This window comes from Nocardia coffeae (assembly GCF_019890715.1).
GTDB lineage: Bacteria > Actinomycetota > Actinomycetes > Mycobacteriales > Mycobacteriaceae > Nocardia > Nocardia jiangxiensis.
On record NZ_JAINZY010000017.1, the window covers coordinates 94,912 to 111,166 of the forward strand.

Genomic DNA, 16,255 nt, shown 5'->3' on the forward strand with positions numbered 1-16,255 from the left:
CTCACCTGCGACATCGAGAAGACGATTGTCCGCTACCGGCCAGCAGCACCGCGATGGCCGCTGTTCCCGGAATTGGGAAGACTGCGCCGAGCGAATCCTGTATCAGCCGGCCTGCCCAGGCGGCTCCCGCAGACTGGGGGAGCCGGGTACCAGGTCGGGTAGATCCGGCATCCCGTCGGCGGCAGCGGCGATCGGGGCCAGGATGGCTCGGGCCTGTTCCTGCGCGCGTCGTGCGGCTTCGCGCCCCGCCTCGGTCACCGAGCGGCCGAGCTGTTCGCGGTTGCTGCGCAAGGCTTTCGGCTCGAATCGCACCTCGGTGAGCACACCCGCCGTATCCACGGTCACCTCGACCAGGCCGTCGGCCGATGTCGCCGATGCCCGTGCGGCGGCCAGCTTCGCCTGGACCTCGGGCAGCAACGCGCGTTGCTCCTCGTAGGCATCGAGAACGTCCTCGACCTGGTTGCGGATTCCGCGGTTGGCCGTGCGCAGACCCTCCTGTTCCCAACGATCCACCGGGATGTCCTTCCTCGTATGTCCGCGGTGTCAGGCGATCTCGCCCTGTCGAGCGGAGAATCGCTGCTCGAATCCGGCAATGTAGCGCGCCGGGGCGATGGACGAGGACGAATGCTCCAGAACACCGTCGTCGGCGAGGTAGAAGATCGCTCGTCCGATCGCCAGTTCCTCCTCGGGCGCCGGAACGTACACCATCCAGCCGACGCTGAATCGCTTGGCGATCAACTGTGACAACGGATATCCGGCGGTGTTCAGTTGTCGGCCGGTAATGTAGTCCCGTACCCGCGCGATCGCTGCCTCGGCTGGTAACGGATCCGGCGCGGGCGGTACCAGTCCGGCCAGCGCCAGCTGATACCGCGCCTCATCGATATCACCGCCGGTCCCGAATACGTCGATCAGCGCCTCGGGGGACACCGAGCCCGCCTCGGCCGCCGACACCAGTGCGCTTGCCGCAGCGCGCCTTTCACCGTGTCCGGCATCCGCGGCGACACCGGCGATGATCTCGGCCACGGTGTCGGCAGTCCAGATTCCGGGCACGGCGGTGGCGCAGTGCTGAGCGGAAGGTGACTGCCCGCGGTACCACCGCCCTGCCTCCCACCAGTAGCAGAAGGACAGCAGTCCGGTGCCCGCACGCGCGTTCAGCACCGGGTCCGCGACCCAATCCGGTGCGCCCGCATACAGATTCGGCAACGGTGCGCCGCCGTTGTACGCCGCGTCCAGGGTGGGCGCGTTCCACACCCCGCCCGACAGCACCGCCCGCCCGGCGGGGAGCGCATAGAGCGTGGCGCCCCCGCGTGCGACGCCCTCGAACACGCCGGTCCACGGCAGCATCCGCGGGCCCCACTCCGAGCCGACGGCGGTGAATGCCGCTGCGAGCGTTGCCCACCGCGCCCACATCAGCGGAAACGGCGGGAATTCGTTCTCCGCGAGGGTGGCCCACACATTGTCGGTGCGATCCGAGCGCGCCTGGGCCGCAGCCTGTTTCGGAGTGCGGCGCTGTCGGTCGTCGTGTCCGATGTATGCGGCCAGCCAGACCGGTACTTCCGCGCGCGGAAATGCCGCCAGGTCGGCACGGTATATCTCCGGGGTGAACAGTTGCCCCGCCGGAAACGGTTCCTCGCCGTAGTCGTAGTCGACTCGGAGCACGCCGGAATTGGTGAGTACCACCAGCATCCGCCACCACGGTCCCGCGCTCGATTCGGCGGCAGCTGTTCGCAGCCTGCGAACGTGCGCGAGCATCTGCTCCGGCGGATCCATGGATTCGACGCGGTCGCCGATGGAATACACCAGGTGGCCGAGTTCGGCGGCGACCGTCATGGCGAATACCGCGTCCACTCGCTCCCAGCCCGTGGGGCCGTGCACGGTCAGTTCTCGGGCGAGACCGTCATCAGTGGCCGGGCCGGGCGACTCGTCGGCCACACCGTCCTCCTGTCCGGGCGCATTGTTCCGCCGTCGACGCTATCGGTGCGGCAGGTGGCTCGAACCGAGGCGCTGTTCCCAGAGATGGGGACGATCGACAATAAGCGCAATAGCGGTGGGAAGGACTTGTCGAGCATGCCGGAAAACAGCATCCAAGTCGATTTGGCTACGTTGCTCTGGTTGGCGGAGCAACACAGACTGGTCGGTGCGCAGATCGGGGAGTGGGCCAAACAGCCCACCGAATGGCTCGAGAACTTCCCGCAGAGTTACGGCGTCATCGCCCACCCGGTGCACGTCGCGTTGAAGGACTACTACCAGGCCCGGGAGAATGCCGGGAACCACTTGGCCGGGCAGCACTACGAGACCGCGAAGCAACTGGAGGAAGCTGCCCGCGCCTACGAGAACGCCGAACACGACGGCGTCAACCACATTCGCAATGCCGGTGGCGGCCAGGACCTTCCGGCCGGAAGCGGCCACGGGACCTACCCCGGCCCCGGTTCGGATCCCGTGACGAGCGCGCCGTACACCGGTCCGGGAGCTACCCCGGGCACCCATGCCCCGGTCGGGGGGACGCACGACACGACCCCGGCGGTCAACGGCACGGGTGGCCCGACCTCCACCGATTCGCCCACCGGGGTCGGCACCTCGCCGGGGACGACCCTGGGAGGCGCTCCGGTCGACGGCGGCGGTGGCCAGTTCGGCCCCACCGGTCCCACCGGACCGGTTTCCCCGACGCCGGGAGACCTCATGCCGACCGCGGCGGCGGGCTCGCCGCTCGCGGGCGGGTCCGTCTTCGCGCCCGGCGACGGTCGCGGGGCGCCGCAGCCGCCGTCGTCCGGTGACGGTGACGCATCGGGAATGGCCGCCATGCTGACGCCGTTCGCGGCGGCCGTTGCCGCGGCGAAGGAACGCGATGCGGCGCCGGCGTATGTGGTGGGCGAACAGGTCGACAACGATCTGGTGGTCGCGAAGGCGCTGCTCGGCGCGGTGCTGGCCGCAGTGGATTCGTCGGTGCTGGGCCTGCACTGGGCGGTCGCGGTGATGCGGAGTCCCAGCGGCGCAGGCGTTTTCATCACCTCCAACGAGGGCCGCGGCTGGTTCCCTGCCGGGTTGTTCCTGCCGCACGAGGTGTCCACGCCGTGGATGTGGGACGAGTTCCTGGCCGCCGATTCCGATGACCTCGGGTCGCCGTGGGAGGGCATCTCGGACCCGGCGCGGGTACTGGCGGAGTTCGGCCTCGCCTGGGGTGCGAAGGCCGGTGCCGGGCTGACGGCGCTGGCGTCGTCGGGACCCATCGACTCGGGTTTGCGCACACGGTTCGACAACGCCGCGATGGCGGATATGGTCAGCCCGGCCTACGACGTCGATCTACGCGTGTTCACCCCGGACACCGCCGACCGGCTCGCCCTCGCCGGATCCAAGGAGGCGCTGGAACAGGCTGCGGCCGTGCCGGATTCGCAATTGGCCCAGCGCTGCCTGGAGTTGGCGCTCGACGCCCAGGAGAAGGTGGGTGCGGGCGCAGCGCTCCCCGCCGACGCCAGGGGTTCGAGAGGAGTGCGCCAGCGAATTCTCGACGCACTGCAGGCGCGGCGTGAGATCCCGGCGTCGTGGTGGTCCGAGTTGCGGGACGCCGACGATCTGCTGTCGGCCGCGATGCTGCCGCGCCGAGTCGACGTCAGCCGCGTCGAACCCGGAGATCTGCGCGTGGACGACGAGGTCGCGGCGCTGCGGGCGATCGTGTTCGAGCGCCGGTGCAACGAACTGGTATCGCTGCTGGCCGGAGAGCCGACGCAGCAGCAGTTGCGGGACGCGGTGTATGCGCACGACCAGATCGTGAAGCATCCACGGTTCGTGGAGGTTCCGCCCGCGGTGGCCGCGGCCGAATCCGAGCGGGTCGGGCGTCCGGTGGCCAGTCCCGGTCAGGTCGTGGCCCCGCCGGTCACCGCCGGTCCGCCGCCGGGCGTCGTGGCGCCCACCACCGCACCGCCGACCATCGCACCGCCCGTGGTGCGACCGGGCGCTTCGGAAGGGTGAGGCGAATGCGGCGACCTGCGCGATCCGGGTCGCCGCGAAGGCTCCGCGGCTTCGGGACAGGACGATGGTGAGGTCGATGGCGGAAAGGAGTTGCGGGAGCGATGGGTGATCCGACATCGGTCGACGGGAAGGACACGATCGGTCCCAACCAGTACCTGGCTCCCGGACAGTCGCTGAAAAGTGGCGACAACACCCTGACCTGGGAGCCCAACGGTCAGCTGATTCTCTCCAACGACAACACCGGTGTCGTGCAGACCTGGAGTACCACGCTCCCCGGCGGGACCAATGTCGACGGCACGCACCTGGGTGTGAACTCCAGCGGCCAGGCGGTGGTCTTCAAGGATGGAAAACAGATCGGGACCGTCAAGGGCCTGAACTCGCCCTTGTGCGACGTCGATGCGGGCATCCAATTGCAGAAGGATGGATCGCTGGTCGAGACGGCGAAGGGCAAGCCGACCGGGAAGTCCTACTACAACCCGCCGAAGTCCGAGTACAAATATCCCCTGTATTATCCGCTCGGTGAATCGGATACGTTGAAAGCGACGATCTCCATGGGGGAGACGGCGGTGAATACGCTGGCCCGCCCGCTGCAATTGAACGATCCGTCGAAGCGGCCGGATATTCTGAACAAGTTGATCGACGACAAGCTGATAGATTCGGACGATCATTCGGTCGCGCTGGACAAATATGCCGACAAGATGACCGATATCAGCTCGATCAAGAAATGGCTCAACAGCCTGGACGGTGATACCGACGGTAAAACCGAGAAGGCGCCCGACTATGTGACCGATGGTCTGACCTACATCGGCAACAAGGTCAGCGGCGTCCGAGAAAAACTCAAGGCTGCCGCGATCGCGATAACTTCGGCTACTGCCACCGGACCGCGCACCAGCGCCAATCCGTCCGATAACAAGATACCGGGCAATCTGGAAAACGAGCTCATCGGCGATATATACGACCTGATCGACAAGGTCCAGGGCAAGGTCGATGCCGTGAACCAGCACATGCAGGATCTGCATGACCACATCAAGAAGAATTCCCCGAAACAGAAGGACGGCTCGCACCAGGTCACCGGTAAAGGTGACGGTACCGGCACGGGGGACGGGACCGGCAGCGGCAATGGCAATGGGACCGGAACCGGCAGTGGAAGTGGCAGTGGCAGCGGCAGCGGCAGCGGAAATACCGATCCGCTGAGCAAGATCTTCAACCCGAATGATTTCAGTGACGGCAGCTCGGACGACACCGCCTCCGACGAGACCCAGACCGGCGACACCGCAACAGATGACACCGGAGCCGACATCAATTCGGATTCCGGCCAGACAGATCAGTCCAGTACCCAATCGAGCAGTAATTCCGGTAGCAGCTCGAACAATGTGTTGAGCTCGTTGGTCAGCGCGATCGCTCCCATGCTGGCGACGCTGCCGACGCTGAGTTCCTCGCTCAATTCGTTCATGCATCCCCAGCAGATGCTGAACAACATCGGCAATAATCACGCCGCCGGTGCGCAGAGCGCCCTGGATGCGGCCATTCCGGCTGTGGCGCATTCGAATTCGCAAAGTGCGGCCGATCCGATCGCCAGTACGGTGTCCGCGGCTGCCGCGAACACCCCGCCTCCCGCGACCGACCCGAATGCCATGGTGGATCTGAAGATGAACGGCATCGGCCAGGTCAAGGTGCCGTCGATGGTGGCTCAGGCGTTGCACAACGCGGCGCAGAATCCGAACGGCAGCGATGCGTGGGGTGCGTATACCGGCACCGGTGGGCATTCGCCGGGTACCGCCGTCGACCGTTCGAATCTGAGTACCGGCGACGTCGTCCAGTGGCAGCATCGCAGCGCTTTGATCGTCAAGGACGATGCCGGGCTGCACGCCATCATCGACGGCAAACCCGTCCCGCTCGGCGACCCGAACTTTCCGCCCGGCGGGAAGGGACAGTACGGCGACTTCCTGGGGTACTTCCATCCCGGTGGCGTCCCCGGTGATTCCGATCAGTCCGCTGCCGCTGCCGAACCGCCGACCGTGCAGGCCATGGAACCGGGCGGGTCGCAGAATCCGTCGTCCGGAGGCAGGAACCCGCAGAGCGCGGCCTGATCCGAAGCCGTGGGTGATGCGAATGCGGTTGTCCGCGAGCGGGTTACGCCTGGCTTTGGGGACCCGGACTCGGCGCCGCGGTTTGCAGGGTCGGCGGGTTGGCATTGCCGGGCGCCGGGGTCGCCGGTGCGGGAGTGTTCTGCTGTGGTGCGGCGGTGGGGCCGTTCTGCTGCGGTGCGGCGGGAATGTTCTGTGGCGCACCGTTGGCCGCGGGGGCGTTGGGACCGGGCGCGGTGTTGTTGGGCGCGGTGTTGTTGGGCGCGGCCGGATTCTGCTGGCCGGGATGCTGCTGATCAGGACCGTTCTGGCCGTTCGGATTCTTGTTCGGGTCGTTCTGCTGCAGCATCTGCATGACCGTCGGCGCCAGGGTCATCAGACCCATCGGGATCATCATGGCGATCGGCGCTATCGCCGAGAGCAGGCTTCCCAGTCCGTCACTGCCCGACGAGGTGCCCGATGACGAGCTGGTTCCCGAGGAACTGCCGTTCGAGGAGCCGCTGCCCGAGGAACTGCCGCTCCCCGAGCCGCTCCCGGAGCCGCCGGCGAGGTTCTGGTTGTAGTTGTAGACCGCCTCGACCTTGTTGTAGACCGCCTCCACACCACTGCCGATGTACTTCATCACGGTGGGTTCGTGGCCCTTCAACAAGGACGCGGGAACAGATCCGAGCGCCGTATCGAGTTTCTCGACGATGTCCTTGATGGCGTTCAGGGTCTCGCTGTGCCCGTCCGCGACTCTGAGCGTCGTCTCCGCGACCTGATGGTCGAACCCCGCCAGCGATGTCTGGGCGGTCTGCACTTTGGTCAGGGCTTGCTGATAGGCGGCCGTGCCCTCGCCCTTTCCGAGGTCGGTGTACACCACGGGTTGCAGCAGATCGTCCACCGAGGGCGGTAGCTCCGGCATATTCCTGCCGAGCAGATCCACAGCGGTCTGAATCGCGTCGTGCGCCATCCGGATGAAGGCTTTCAACGCGGTAGAGGCGCCGGGGGGAACGGTCAGCGGCGGTACCGTCCAATAGTGCTGGACGGTACCGGTGGGTGGGCACGCGGTCGACTGGCTCGTGGCGCTGGTATCGGCAGTCGGCTCTGGCGCGTCGAGGGTCGTGGCACTCGTATCCGCGACCGGCTGTTCGAGGGTGGTGGCACTCGTATCCACCACCGGCTGCTGCGCGGCGAGGCTTGCGGCGCTCGTATCGGCAAGCGTCTGCTGCACATCGAGGAATGGCGCGACCGCTTCGCTTCCGGCGTCTGCCTCTGCTCCGTTGGCCATGCTGTCGCACCGCCTCCCTCCAGATCCCTCTCATTGTCCGGCCTTCCCCGGATTGGGAAGCGGAGTGGTTTCGCTTCGCGGACGGACTTGCCGCATAGTCGTCCGCAACCCCGGGACGAAGAAGCGGGGAAACACCGGTGGGTTCGCGAATGGCGTCCCGATTCGAGAGGCGGTCGAGGATGAGCGCTGGGGAGTCGGTCGAATGTCGCCACAATTGACAGACAATGTGGACGGGGTATTACGTTCGCTGCTGAAGCTTTACGGTACCGGCCAACCCGCGGGAAATTCTCCGGCCGCCATCGCGGCGATCGTGCCCGGTCTCACCGGTCACGCCGGTGCCGTGGTGAACAATTATTCCGATACCCACAGCATGCAATTGTCGGTCGCCGAGACGCATGCCGGGAAGGATTCGGCGGTCGGCAAGACCGTGTCCGCCTCGGGTGAGGGCACGCTCAACGGCCGCAATCAGCTGACAAATCAAATCGCCGATCTGCGGGCCCGCGTCCAGGCGGTCGCCGCGTTCCGGGATATGCGTTTCAGCGGGTCGGCGCTGCTCGATGCCGCCCACGCCACCATCACCGATGCCACCAGGCAGGTCGATGCGGATATCGCCGCCGCGCGCCGCCACGCGGCACAGATCGGTCCGCCCGCGATTCCGCGGGCTGTCTCGAGTCGTGCCAGTTTGCCGAACCGCCGTCGTCGCCGATCGCGGGTGCGCTCGTCCGGTCGGTCGATATATCGGCCGCGCCGCCCGGTGCCCTCGGACGGAACCGCCGGCGGCAAGGCGGTCAGCGCCGCCAGTGGTTGGCTCGGTACGCCGTACATCTGGGGCGGTGGCGGCGCCGGTGGGCCCAGCGGCGGTGGCTTCGATTGCTCCGGTCTGACCCAGTACGCGATCGCCCAGGCCACCGACGGCAGGGTCGTACTGCCTCGAACCACCTACGAGCAGATCTACAGCGGCGTGCGGGTGTCACCGCACGATGTGCGGCCGGGGGATCTGGTGTTTCCCGCGAGTTCGTTCAGTGCACGAGGACCGGAACACGTCCAGTTGGCGGCCGGTAACGGCATGGTCATCGAGGCGCCGTATTCGGGTTCGACGGTCAAAGTGTCGCCGATGCCGAGTCGGGCCGTCATCGTGCGAGTGATGTGATCCGCAGGCCGGTGCGATCCGAGACGACGGTGGCCTGCTGCGGCGGTCGGTGAGTTGTCCGGACGTCACCGACCGCCGCGGTGGGCGAGTCGTCGGATGAGGGGAACGACGACTCGTTGCAGGAGCGGAACTCCCTGCGTGGTGCCCGGCGGCCGGGTTGCGACCACCGGGCACCGTCCCGAGTTCGGGCCTCCAGGATGAGGGACTGTCGACCCGTGAACTAATATACCGCTAAACGACGGCACGATCAATAGTGAGCCGATAAATAAGTCGAACTGCGGGCTGGGGCGCCTGCGCGACGGAGCTTCCCATGAATGGGAACTACGGCGCGTCGGCTCCCGGCTCGGAGTGTCTATGGTTCGGGCAGGCGAGAGCGGCGAAAGGGAGATCCAGGTGTCTGCGGCCGAGGACGCGTTCTACACGGGTGTCCAATCGTTGGGATTGGTCGCCGGGGGGATACGCAACGAACAGCATGCGTTGGCGGCGTTTCGAGCCGCCACCGATCTGGATCCGGACATGTGCGATGCCTGGCTGGGCCGCGCCATGGCCGGCGAGGTCACCTCCGAGGTGATCTACGGGGCTTACCGATCCGCCCACAATCTCTACCGGGATCAGCAGCGCGCGGGCCTGGTCGATCGGGCGCTGTGGTGCCAGGTCGAGATCGGGATCTACGGATTGCGCGTCGCGATGGCCGACCGCGATCAGATCGCGATCGCGCAGGCGTGCTCCTACGCCGAGGGCGGTGAGTGGCAGGAGGCCACCGCGATTCTCGATCAGGTGCCCAGCGACGACGTATCCGACTTCGTCCGGATGTCGCTGTACTTCCGGACGAACCGCTGGCTCGACGTGATCAACGCCCGCAAGGCCAAACCGATTCTCGAGGACGGGCTGCTGGACATCGGGGCCGAACTGATGGCCACCCGCTCGCTCGCGCACCTGGGACGGTTCGGCGAGGCGATGCCACGGGCACAGCGCATCGTCGAGGACAGCGCCTCGGGCAACCTGTCCTACATCTGGGCGGACGCGCACTACCTGCTCGGAATGTTGCACCGGCACAACGGTGATCACGAAACCGCGGACCAGATCCTCAAGGGACTGCAGGGATCGGGCCTGTGGTCCGAACGCGAGGAGTGGCAGCGCGCGGTTCGCGACAAGACCTACAAGCTCGAGGTCACCACGCCGGATCTGCTCGCATCACGCACGGACCTCTGGGATCCGACCTCGGGGGAGGATCCCCGCGAGGCCGCTGCCTCGGCGGCCCGCGAAGAACGCGAATCCCTGCTGACCGAGGCTTCCGAGATGCTGGAGGCCCAGATCGGCATGGACTCGGTGAAGGAGCAGGTCGACCGGCTCAAATCCGGCGTCCTGATGGATCAGGTCCGCGCCAAGCGCGGCCTGGCCGTGGAATCCAAGTCGCAGCACCTGATCTTCTCGGGTCCACCCGGCACCGGTAAGACCACCATCGCCCGCGTGATCGCGAAGATCTTCGCGGGCCTGGGCGTCGTGGAGAACTCCGAGGTGATCGAGGTTTCCCGCAACGACATGGTGGGCACCCACCTCGGCCACACCGCGCCCAAGACCAACGCGCTGATCGACTCGGCGCTGGGCGGAGTGCTGTTCATCGACGAGGCATACACCTTGATCCAGGAGGGCCTGTCCGGCGGTGACGCCTTCGGCAAGGAGGCCGTGGACACCCTGCTGGCCCGGATGGAGAACGACCGCGACAAACTGGTCGTGGTCATCGCCGGGTACGAGGACCAGATCGACCGATTCCTGTCCTCCAACGACGGGCTCGCCTCCCGGTTCACCAAGCGGATCCGGTTCGCCAGCTACGGCGCCGACGAACTGGTGCAGATCGCCGATGTGATTGCGCGCAAGAAGGATTCGCTGCTGTCCGAGCAGGCGCGCGAGGTGCTGCGCGAGCGCTGCACCGAACTGGCCGAACAGTCCAAGAACGGTCGGCGCCTGATCGACCTGGTGGGTAACGGCCGGTTCGTCCGCAATGTGGTCGAGTCCGCCGAGGCCGAGCGTGACTACCGCTTCACCAAGGACAACGTGAACGTCGCGGCGATGAGCGACGAGGAGTTGATGACCGTCGCCGCATCCGATATCACCGCCGCACTGGCGGGTTTGGCGCCTACCACGACGAGCTGACGCGGTGGCGCGCTTCCGGGTGGTGACCAAACACCAGATATCGGGGTGGCGGTTCCTGCTGCATCGCATCGAGCACGCGCTGGTGCGCCGCGACGCCTCCATGGTCGACGACCCGCAACGCGGTCGTTCCACGGCGTTGTCGATCGGCATCGCGCTGGCGTGTGTGCTCATCGCGGGCGCGGCGGTCATGGCGTTCTTCAAACCGGCCAAGCAGGTCGCCAATGCGAATATCGTCTCCGACAAGGATTCCGGCGCACTGTACGTCCGGCTCGGCGGGCGGCTGTATCCCGCACTGAATCTGACCTCGGCCCGCTTGATCACCGGTGCGGCGGAGAACCCGACTCCGGTGTCGCAGGACGAGATCACGAAATATCCGCGGGGGCCGTGGGTGGGGATTCCGGGAGCGCCCGGCTCCATCGTCGACGACGGCAACCGGGATTCGTCCTGGGCGGTGTGCGATACCGCGCGGATCGGCGCCGCCGCGCCGATCGATCCGTCCACCGGGTTGCCCTCCACCGCATGGTCTCCCATGGAAACCACCGCGATCGCCGGTGCGCTCACCGTCGACGGTGACACCGCGCGCACCCTCGGCAGCCGTCAGGCCCGCGTTCTGCGCAACGGCGCCACCACCTGGCTGGTCTACAACGACGGGGAGAAGGGGGTCGTCCGCGCGGCGATCGACCTCGCCGATTCGGCGGTGACCCTGGCCCTGGGGATCGATCCGACCACGCCGGTGATCGCCGCGTCCTCGGGCCTGATCGACGCGATCGCCGAGGTGCCGCCGCTGCGGGTGCCCGAGGTGCCCGGCGCCGGTACCGTGGCCACGCTCACCTCGGGGCTGACCATTCCGGTCGGGTCGGTGCTGACGATGTCCACACCGGACCGCGGTGCGTCCTACTATCTGGCGTCGCAGTCCGGGTTGGTGCAGGTCAGCGCGGTGCTGGCGGCCATGATCCGCAATGCCGACTCGCACGGCACCGTGACGACGATGTCCGTCGGACCCGACGTCGTCGCGGCGAATCTCCGGCCGGGCGCCTGGCCGGGCACCGACACTTTTCCGGCTCGGCCGGTCGAAATCGTGGATCCGCGGTCCACGGTGACCTGCTACCACTGGTCGCGGGGCAACGGCGATCCGAATGCGGTGACCGAGCTGATCACCGGTCGGCAGTTGCCGTTGCGGCCGGACGAACAAAGCCGAGCGGTCGATCTGGTGACCGGACCGGTCTCGCACGGCGGCACCGCCGACGCGGCGTTCGTGAACGCGACCGTCGGGCGGTTCGTGCAAGTGACCGGAACGGATCCGGGATCGCCACTGCACGAGGCCCTGTTCTGGATCTCCGACAGCGGAGTTCGCTACGGACTCGACGTCCCGGCCGGCAGTAACAGTGATCAGACCCTGGCCTCGCTCGGGCTCCGCTCCCCGGTGCCCGCGCCGTGGAGCATCGTGTCGCTGTTCGCGGTGGGTCCCGCTCTGTCCCAACGAGATGCGCGTATCGAGCATGATGGCGTCGCGGCCGACAAGGCCGCCATCGGGCTCCCGACCCAGGCAGGAAGCTGACGCCATGACCGCCACTCGTCGATTCGTGCGGCCGGCCCGTGCGGTGCGCGGGCCCAAGGCGCCCGCGGTCACCGAACTGCGGCTGCAGCCCCCGACCGAACTCCCCAGACCGGTACCGCCGTCGCGGCTGCGCATGATCATGCCCGTCGTGATGATGGCCGGGATGGGCGGGATGATGGTGATGATGTTCCGCAGCGGCGGGAGCATGTCACCGACGATGCTGATGTTCCCGGCGATGATGTTGGTGTCGACGTTCGGGATGATGGGCGGCGCGCTCGGCGGCAACGGCCCGGCGGGTGCCGCCGGACTCAACGAGGAGCGCAAGGACTATCTGCGGTCGATCGCGGACAACCGCAAGACGGTGCACGCGGCGGAAGCGGAGCTGTACACGTTCCTGCGTCACACCCATCCCGGTCCCGCCGAGGTCGCGAGACTGGTCGGCGGCACCCGGATGTGGGAGGTACAGGTCGCGAGCCCGCAGTTCCTGCGGGTGCGGGTGGGCCGAGGCCGGATCGCCAACCAGGTGCGGGTGATCGTGCCGGAGGCCGCGCCCACCTCCGACCTGGATCCGGTCGGCGTGGTCGAGGTGACCCGGTTCGCGAAGGCGTATTCGACGGTGGGCGGGATGCCCGTCGCGATCAACCTGCTGTCGGCCCCGCAGGTCGGCTTCGACGGGGATGCGGAAGCCTCGGCCGGGCTGGTGCGGGCCATCATCGCCGAGGTCGCGGTGCTGCACGGTCCCGATCAGGTGGCGATCGCCGCCGTACTGTCGAATCCCGACGCGCCGGAGTGGGCGTGGCTGAAATGGCTGCCGCATACCCAGCATCCCACCGACACCGACGCGATCGGGTCGAGTCGCATGGTCTACCGAAGCGTGGCCGAGCTGCGTTCGAAGGTGCTGGCCGGACTCAACCGGGGACCGTTCTCGGCGAATACGCAGCCCACCCTGGACCGCACCCACTTTCTGCTACTCGTCGACGTGGCTGGACCGGTCACCGAGCGGGATATCTCGGGCATCGATGGATGCACCTGGATCCGGCTGGGCGCGGTGGAGCAGAGTCTGCCGCGGGCGCTGGCGTTCGAGGTGACCGAGGAGCACCGCCTGCACGAGGTGACTTCCCGGGGCCTGCGCCGAGTCGGTATGGCCGACACGATGTCGGTGACCGGGATGACCGCTCTCGCGCGCAGCATCTCCCCGTATCGCCTCTCGACGGTGGTGGAGGCGGTGGCCGCCGAGCAGGCCAGCGGCGGCACCTCGTGGGAGGACCTGGTCGGCATCCCGGATCCCGGCAGCATCCGGACCGAACGACAGTGGCCCCGCCGCCGCGACAGCGATCGGGCGCGCCTGACCATCCCCTTCGGCCACGATCCCACGGGCCAGGTCGTGTACCTCGACATCAAGGAATCGGCCGAGGAGGGCATGGGCCCGCACGGTATGTGCATCGGCGCCACCGGCTCGGGCAAATCGGAATTCCTTCGGACACTGGTGCTTTCGGCGGTGGCCACACATTCGCCGGATGTCCTGAACCTGCTGCTGGTCGACTTCAAGGGCGGCGCGACATTCCTCGGCTTCGACCGGTTGCACCACGTCACCGCCGTGGTCACCAACATGGAGGAGGAGGCCGATCTCGTCACCCGCATGGAAGACGTGATCAACGGCGAAATGGCCCGCCGACAACGGGTTCTGCGTGACGCGGGCAACTTCGCGAGCGTCGCGGACTACGAGCGCGCCCGCGAACAGGGCGCACAGCTGGCGCCGCTGCCCACCTTGCTGATCATCCTCGACGAGTTCGCCGAACTGCTCGAGCAGCATCCCTCCTTCTCGAAACTGTTCGTCGCCATCGGTCGACTCGGCCGGTCCCTGCGCATCCACCTGCTGCTGTCCTCGCAGAAGGTGCCCGCCAACCGGATGGGGGAGCTCGAGGCCCACCTGTCCTACCGGGTTGCCTTGCGCACCAACCAGACCAGCGATTCCCGCGACGCGATCGGCACCGCCGATGCCTACCACCTGCCCAAGAAACCGGGCTCGGGTTATCTGCGTGCCGGTTCGGGTGATCTGCAGCGATTCCAGGCCGCCTACGTCGGCGATACCTACACCGCTCCGGCCCAGGCCTCCGCGGCGAGCGCACAGCGCGCCCGCCGGGTCGGCGGCGGATACCGGCCACCGCAGCGATTCACCGCCGCATACATCGCGAATGCGCGGCCGGAGCCGGTCGCCCGCCCCGAACCGGTCATTCCGGATACTCCCGATGTCGAGCCGGTGACGGTCATGGAGACGGTGTTGCAGCAGCTGGCCGGCAACGGCCGACCGGCGCACAAGATGTGGCTCCCCCCGCTGGGCGTTCCCCCGACGCTGGAACGGCTCGTCGCCGGAGTGCCGACGGGGTCGCTGCGGATACCGGTGGCGGTCATGGACCGTCCGCGGCAACAGCGTCAGGACGTCTGGTCGGTGGATCTGTCCGCGGCGGGAGGACATGCGGCCATCGTGGGGGGCCCGCAGTCGGGCAAGTCGACGGCGATGCAGACTCTCATCCTGTCCGCCGCGCTGACGCACACTCCGGAACAGGTGCAGTTCTACTGTCTCGATTTCGCCGGTGGTCTGTCGGGTCTGCGCAACCTGCCCCATGTCGGCGTGGTCGCCGCCGCCCGCGAAGGTGACCGGATCCGGCGGACATTCGCGCTGATCACCAACCTCCTGGCGAGCCGGCAGACATTGTTCTCCGATCTCGGCATCGACTCCATGCGGGAATTCCGGCGGCGGCGCAGCGTACCGCGCGAGTCGGCCGAACTCACCGCGCGCGGCGACATCCACGGTGACGTCTTCTTCGCCATCGATGGGTGGGACATCGGGTTCTCGCCCAACGGGCCGTATTACGAGGAATACCAGCCCGTCATGGAGTTTCTCGCGCTGCAGGGCCTCAACTATGGCATCCACCTGCTGATCAGCAGTTCGCGGTGGGCGGCGATCCGCCCGGCGGTCAAGGATCTGCTGCAGACGCGGCTGGAAATGCGACTCGGCGATCTGACCGACACCGTGTTCGGTACGCATCGGGCGGTCGTCGCGGCCATTCCGCCGGATCGGCCCGGGCGGTGCATCTCCAGCGAGGCGCTGCACATGATGACCGCCCTGCCGCGTATCGATGGGGTGGGCGATGCCGAATCCGCGGCGGCCGGGCTGACCGCCGCGATCGGTCATCTGAACGAGCAGTACCAGGGGCGCAGGGCTCCGGAGGTCAAGCTGCTGCCGACGGCGATCGGCCTGGACGAAATCCGGGCCGGCCGGCCGGCACCGACCACTCTGGCGCAGCGCCTGGTCGTCCCGTTCGGTCTGCGGGAGTCCGATCTGAGCCCCGCCACCGTCGATTTCGGCGTCTCACCCCACTTCATCGTGGTCGGCTCGCCGAGCTCCGGAAAGTCGACCGTAGTGGGCGCCTTCCTGGAATCCATCACGCGACAGTTCACGCCGGACCAGGCGCGAGTGCTGCTGATCGACTATCGCCGCCGGCATATGGACGCGGTTCCGGAGGAGCAGTTGATCGGCTATCTGACCAGTGAGCGCGATCTGATCGACGGGTTGCCCCCGTTCGCCGCGAAGATGCGCACCCGCCGACCACCCGACGATGTCACCACCCAGCAGCTCAAGGAGCGCTCATGGTGGACCGGTCCGGAGATCTTCGTCGTCATCGACGACTACCACATGGTGGCGCAGCGCGGGCAGCTCAATCCGCTCGATCCGTTGAAGGACATCATCGTCGACGGCCGCGACACCGGGCTGCACGTGATCACCGCACGCAATATCGCGCAGGCCGACATGGCGTTGTACGACAACGTGATGGGGCAGATGAAGAACCTCAACTGCTCGGGCCTGGTCATGGACGGGTCGCGGTTGGACGGTGTGCTGATCGGCGATGTGAAGCCGAGCAAGCAGCCCGTGGGGCGCGGAATCCTGGTCGAACCGCTGCTGTCGCGAAAGGATCTCGTCCAGGCCGCCTGGTCGCCGCAGGAGGGTTAAACCGCAGGTCGGAGCACTTTGCGAGATGTCCCCAAGGTTGGGAATGCCTTAGCGTTCT

Annotated in this window: 9 protein-coding genes; 6 read left to right on the forward strand and 3 right to left on the reverse strand. The window is 67.2% G+C overall.

Annotated elements, in window-relative coordinates:
- Window positions 1-102: 102 nt before the first annotated feature.
- Window positions 103-513 (reverse strand): YbaB/EbfC family nucleoid-associated protein, encoded by a 411-nt coding sequence (locus tag K7711_RS40195; protein ID WP_222976978.1) that lies wholly within the window; start codon window positions 511-513, stop codon window positions 103-105.
- Between the two features lie 30 nt (window positions 514-543).
- Entirely contained in the window at window positions 544-1,932 is a 1,389-nt protein-coding gene (locus K7711_RS40200) for a hypothetical protein (protein WP_222976980.1), read from the reverse strand.
- Window positions 1,933-2,067: 135 nt separating this feature from the next.
- On the opposite strand from K7711_RS40200, the gene K7711_RS40205 reads away from it, so the two are divergent.
- Entirely contained in the window at window positions 2,068-3,966 is a 1,899-nt protein-coding gene (locus tag K7711_RS40205; RefSeq protein ID WP_268929680.1) for a type VII secretion target, read from the forward strand.
- Between the two features lie 101 nt (window positions 3,967-4,067).
- On the forward strand, window positions 4,068-6,056 hold the full coding sequence (locus tag K7711_RS40210; protein WP_222976984.1) for a hypothetical protein: 1,989 nt from the start codon (window positions 4,068-4,070) through the stop codon (window positions 6,054-6,056).
- Between the two features lie 43 nt (window positions 6,057-6,099).
- Here K7711_RS40210 and K7711_RS40215 read toward each other — a convergent pair whose 3' ends face one another.
- Window positions 6,100-7,323 (reverse strand): RodZ family helix-turn-helix domain-containing protein, encoded by a 1,224-nt coding sequence (locus tag K7711_RS40215; protein ID WP_222976986.1) that lies wholly within the window; start codon window positions 7,321-7,323, stop codon window positions 6,100-6,102.
- A 202-nt stretch (window positions 7,324-7,525) separates the two neighbouring features.
- On the opposite strand from K7711_RS40215, the gene K7711_RS40220 reads away from it, so the two are divergent.
- The 4 genes from K7711_RS40220 to eccCa all read left to right on the forward strand — a co-directional run bounded on the left by K7711_RS40220 (window position 7,526) and on the right by eccCa (window position 16,197).
- Entirely contained in the window at window positions 7,526-8,473 is a 948-nt protein-coding gene (locus tag K7711_RS40220; protein ID WP_222976988.1) for a C40 family peptidase, read from the forward strand.
- 393 nt (window positions 8,474-8,866) lie between these two features.
- Window positions 8,867-10,627, forward strand: coding sequence for a type VII secretion AAA-ATPase EccA (eccA, locus tag K7711_RS40225; RefSeq protein ID WP_222976990.1), 1,761 nt, complete (start codon window positions 8,867-8,869; stop codon window positions 10,625-10,627).
- Window positions 10,628-10,631: 4 nt separating this feature from the next.
- Complete coding sequence (gene eccB / locus K7711_RS40230; protein ID WP_222976992.1) at window positions 10,632-12,185, forward strand: type VII secretion protein EccB; 1,554 nt, start codon at window positions 10,632-10,634, stop codon at window positions 12,183-12,185.
- A 4-nt stretch (window positions 12,186-12,189) separates the two neighbouring features.
- Entirely contained in the window at window positions 12,190-16,197 is a 4,008-nt protein-coding gene (eccCa, locus tag K7711_RS40235) for a type VII secretion protein EccCa (RefSeq protein ID WP_222976994.1), read from the forward strand.
- The last annotated feature ends 58 nt before the right edge of the window (window positions 16,198-16,255 follow it).

Excerpts from the sequence above, each read along its gene's own strand:
- K7711_RS40205 (WP_268929680.1), top strand. The coding sequence starts at position 2,068 with ATGCCGGAAAACAGCATCCAAGTCGATTTGGCTACGTTGCTCTGGTTG.
- K7711_RS40210 (WP_222976984.1), top strand. The coding sequence starts at position 4,068 with ATGGGTGATCCGACATCGGTCGACGGGAAGGACACGATCGGTCCCAAC.
- K7711_RS40215 (WP_222976986.1), bottom strand. The coding sequence starts at position 7,323 with ATGGCCAACGGAGCAGAGGCAGACGCCGGAAGCGAAGCGGTCGCGCCA.
- K7711_RS40220 (WP_222976988.1), top strand. The coding sequence starts at position 7,526 with ATGTCGCCACAATTGACAGACAATGTGGACGGGGTATTACGTTCGCTG.
- eccCa (WP_222976994.1), top strand. The coding sequence starts at position 12,190 with ATGACCGCCACTCGTCGATTCGTGCGGCCGGCCCGTGCGGTGCGCGGG.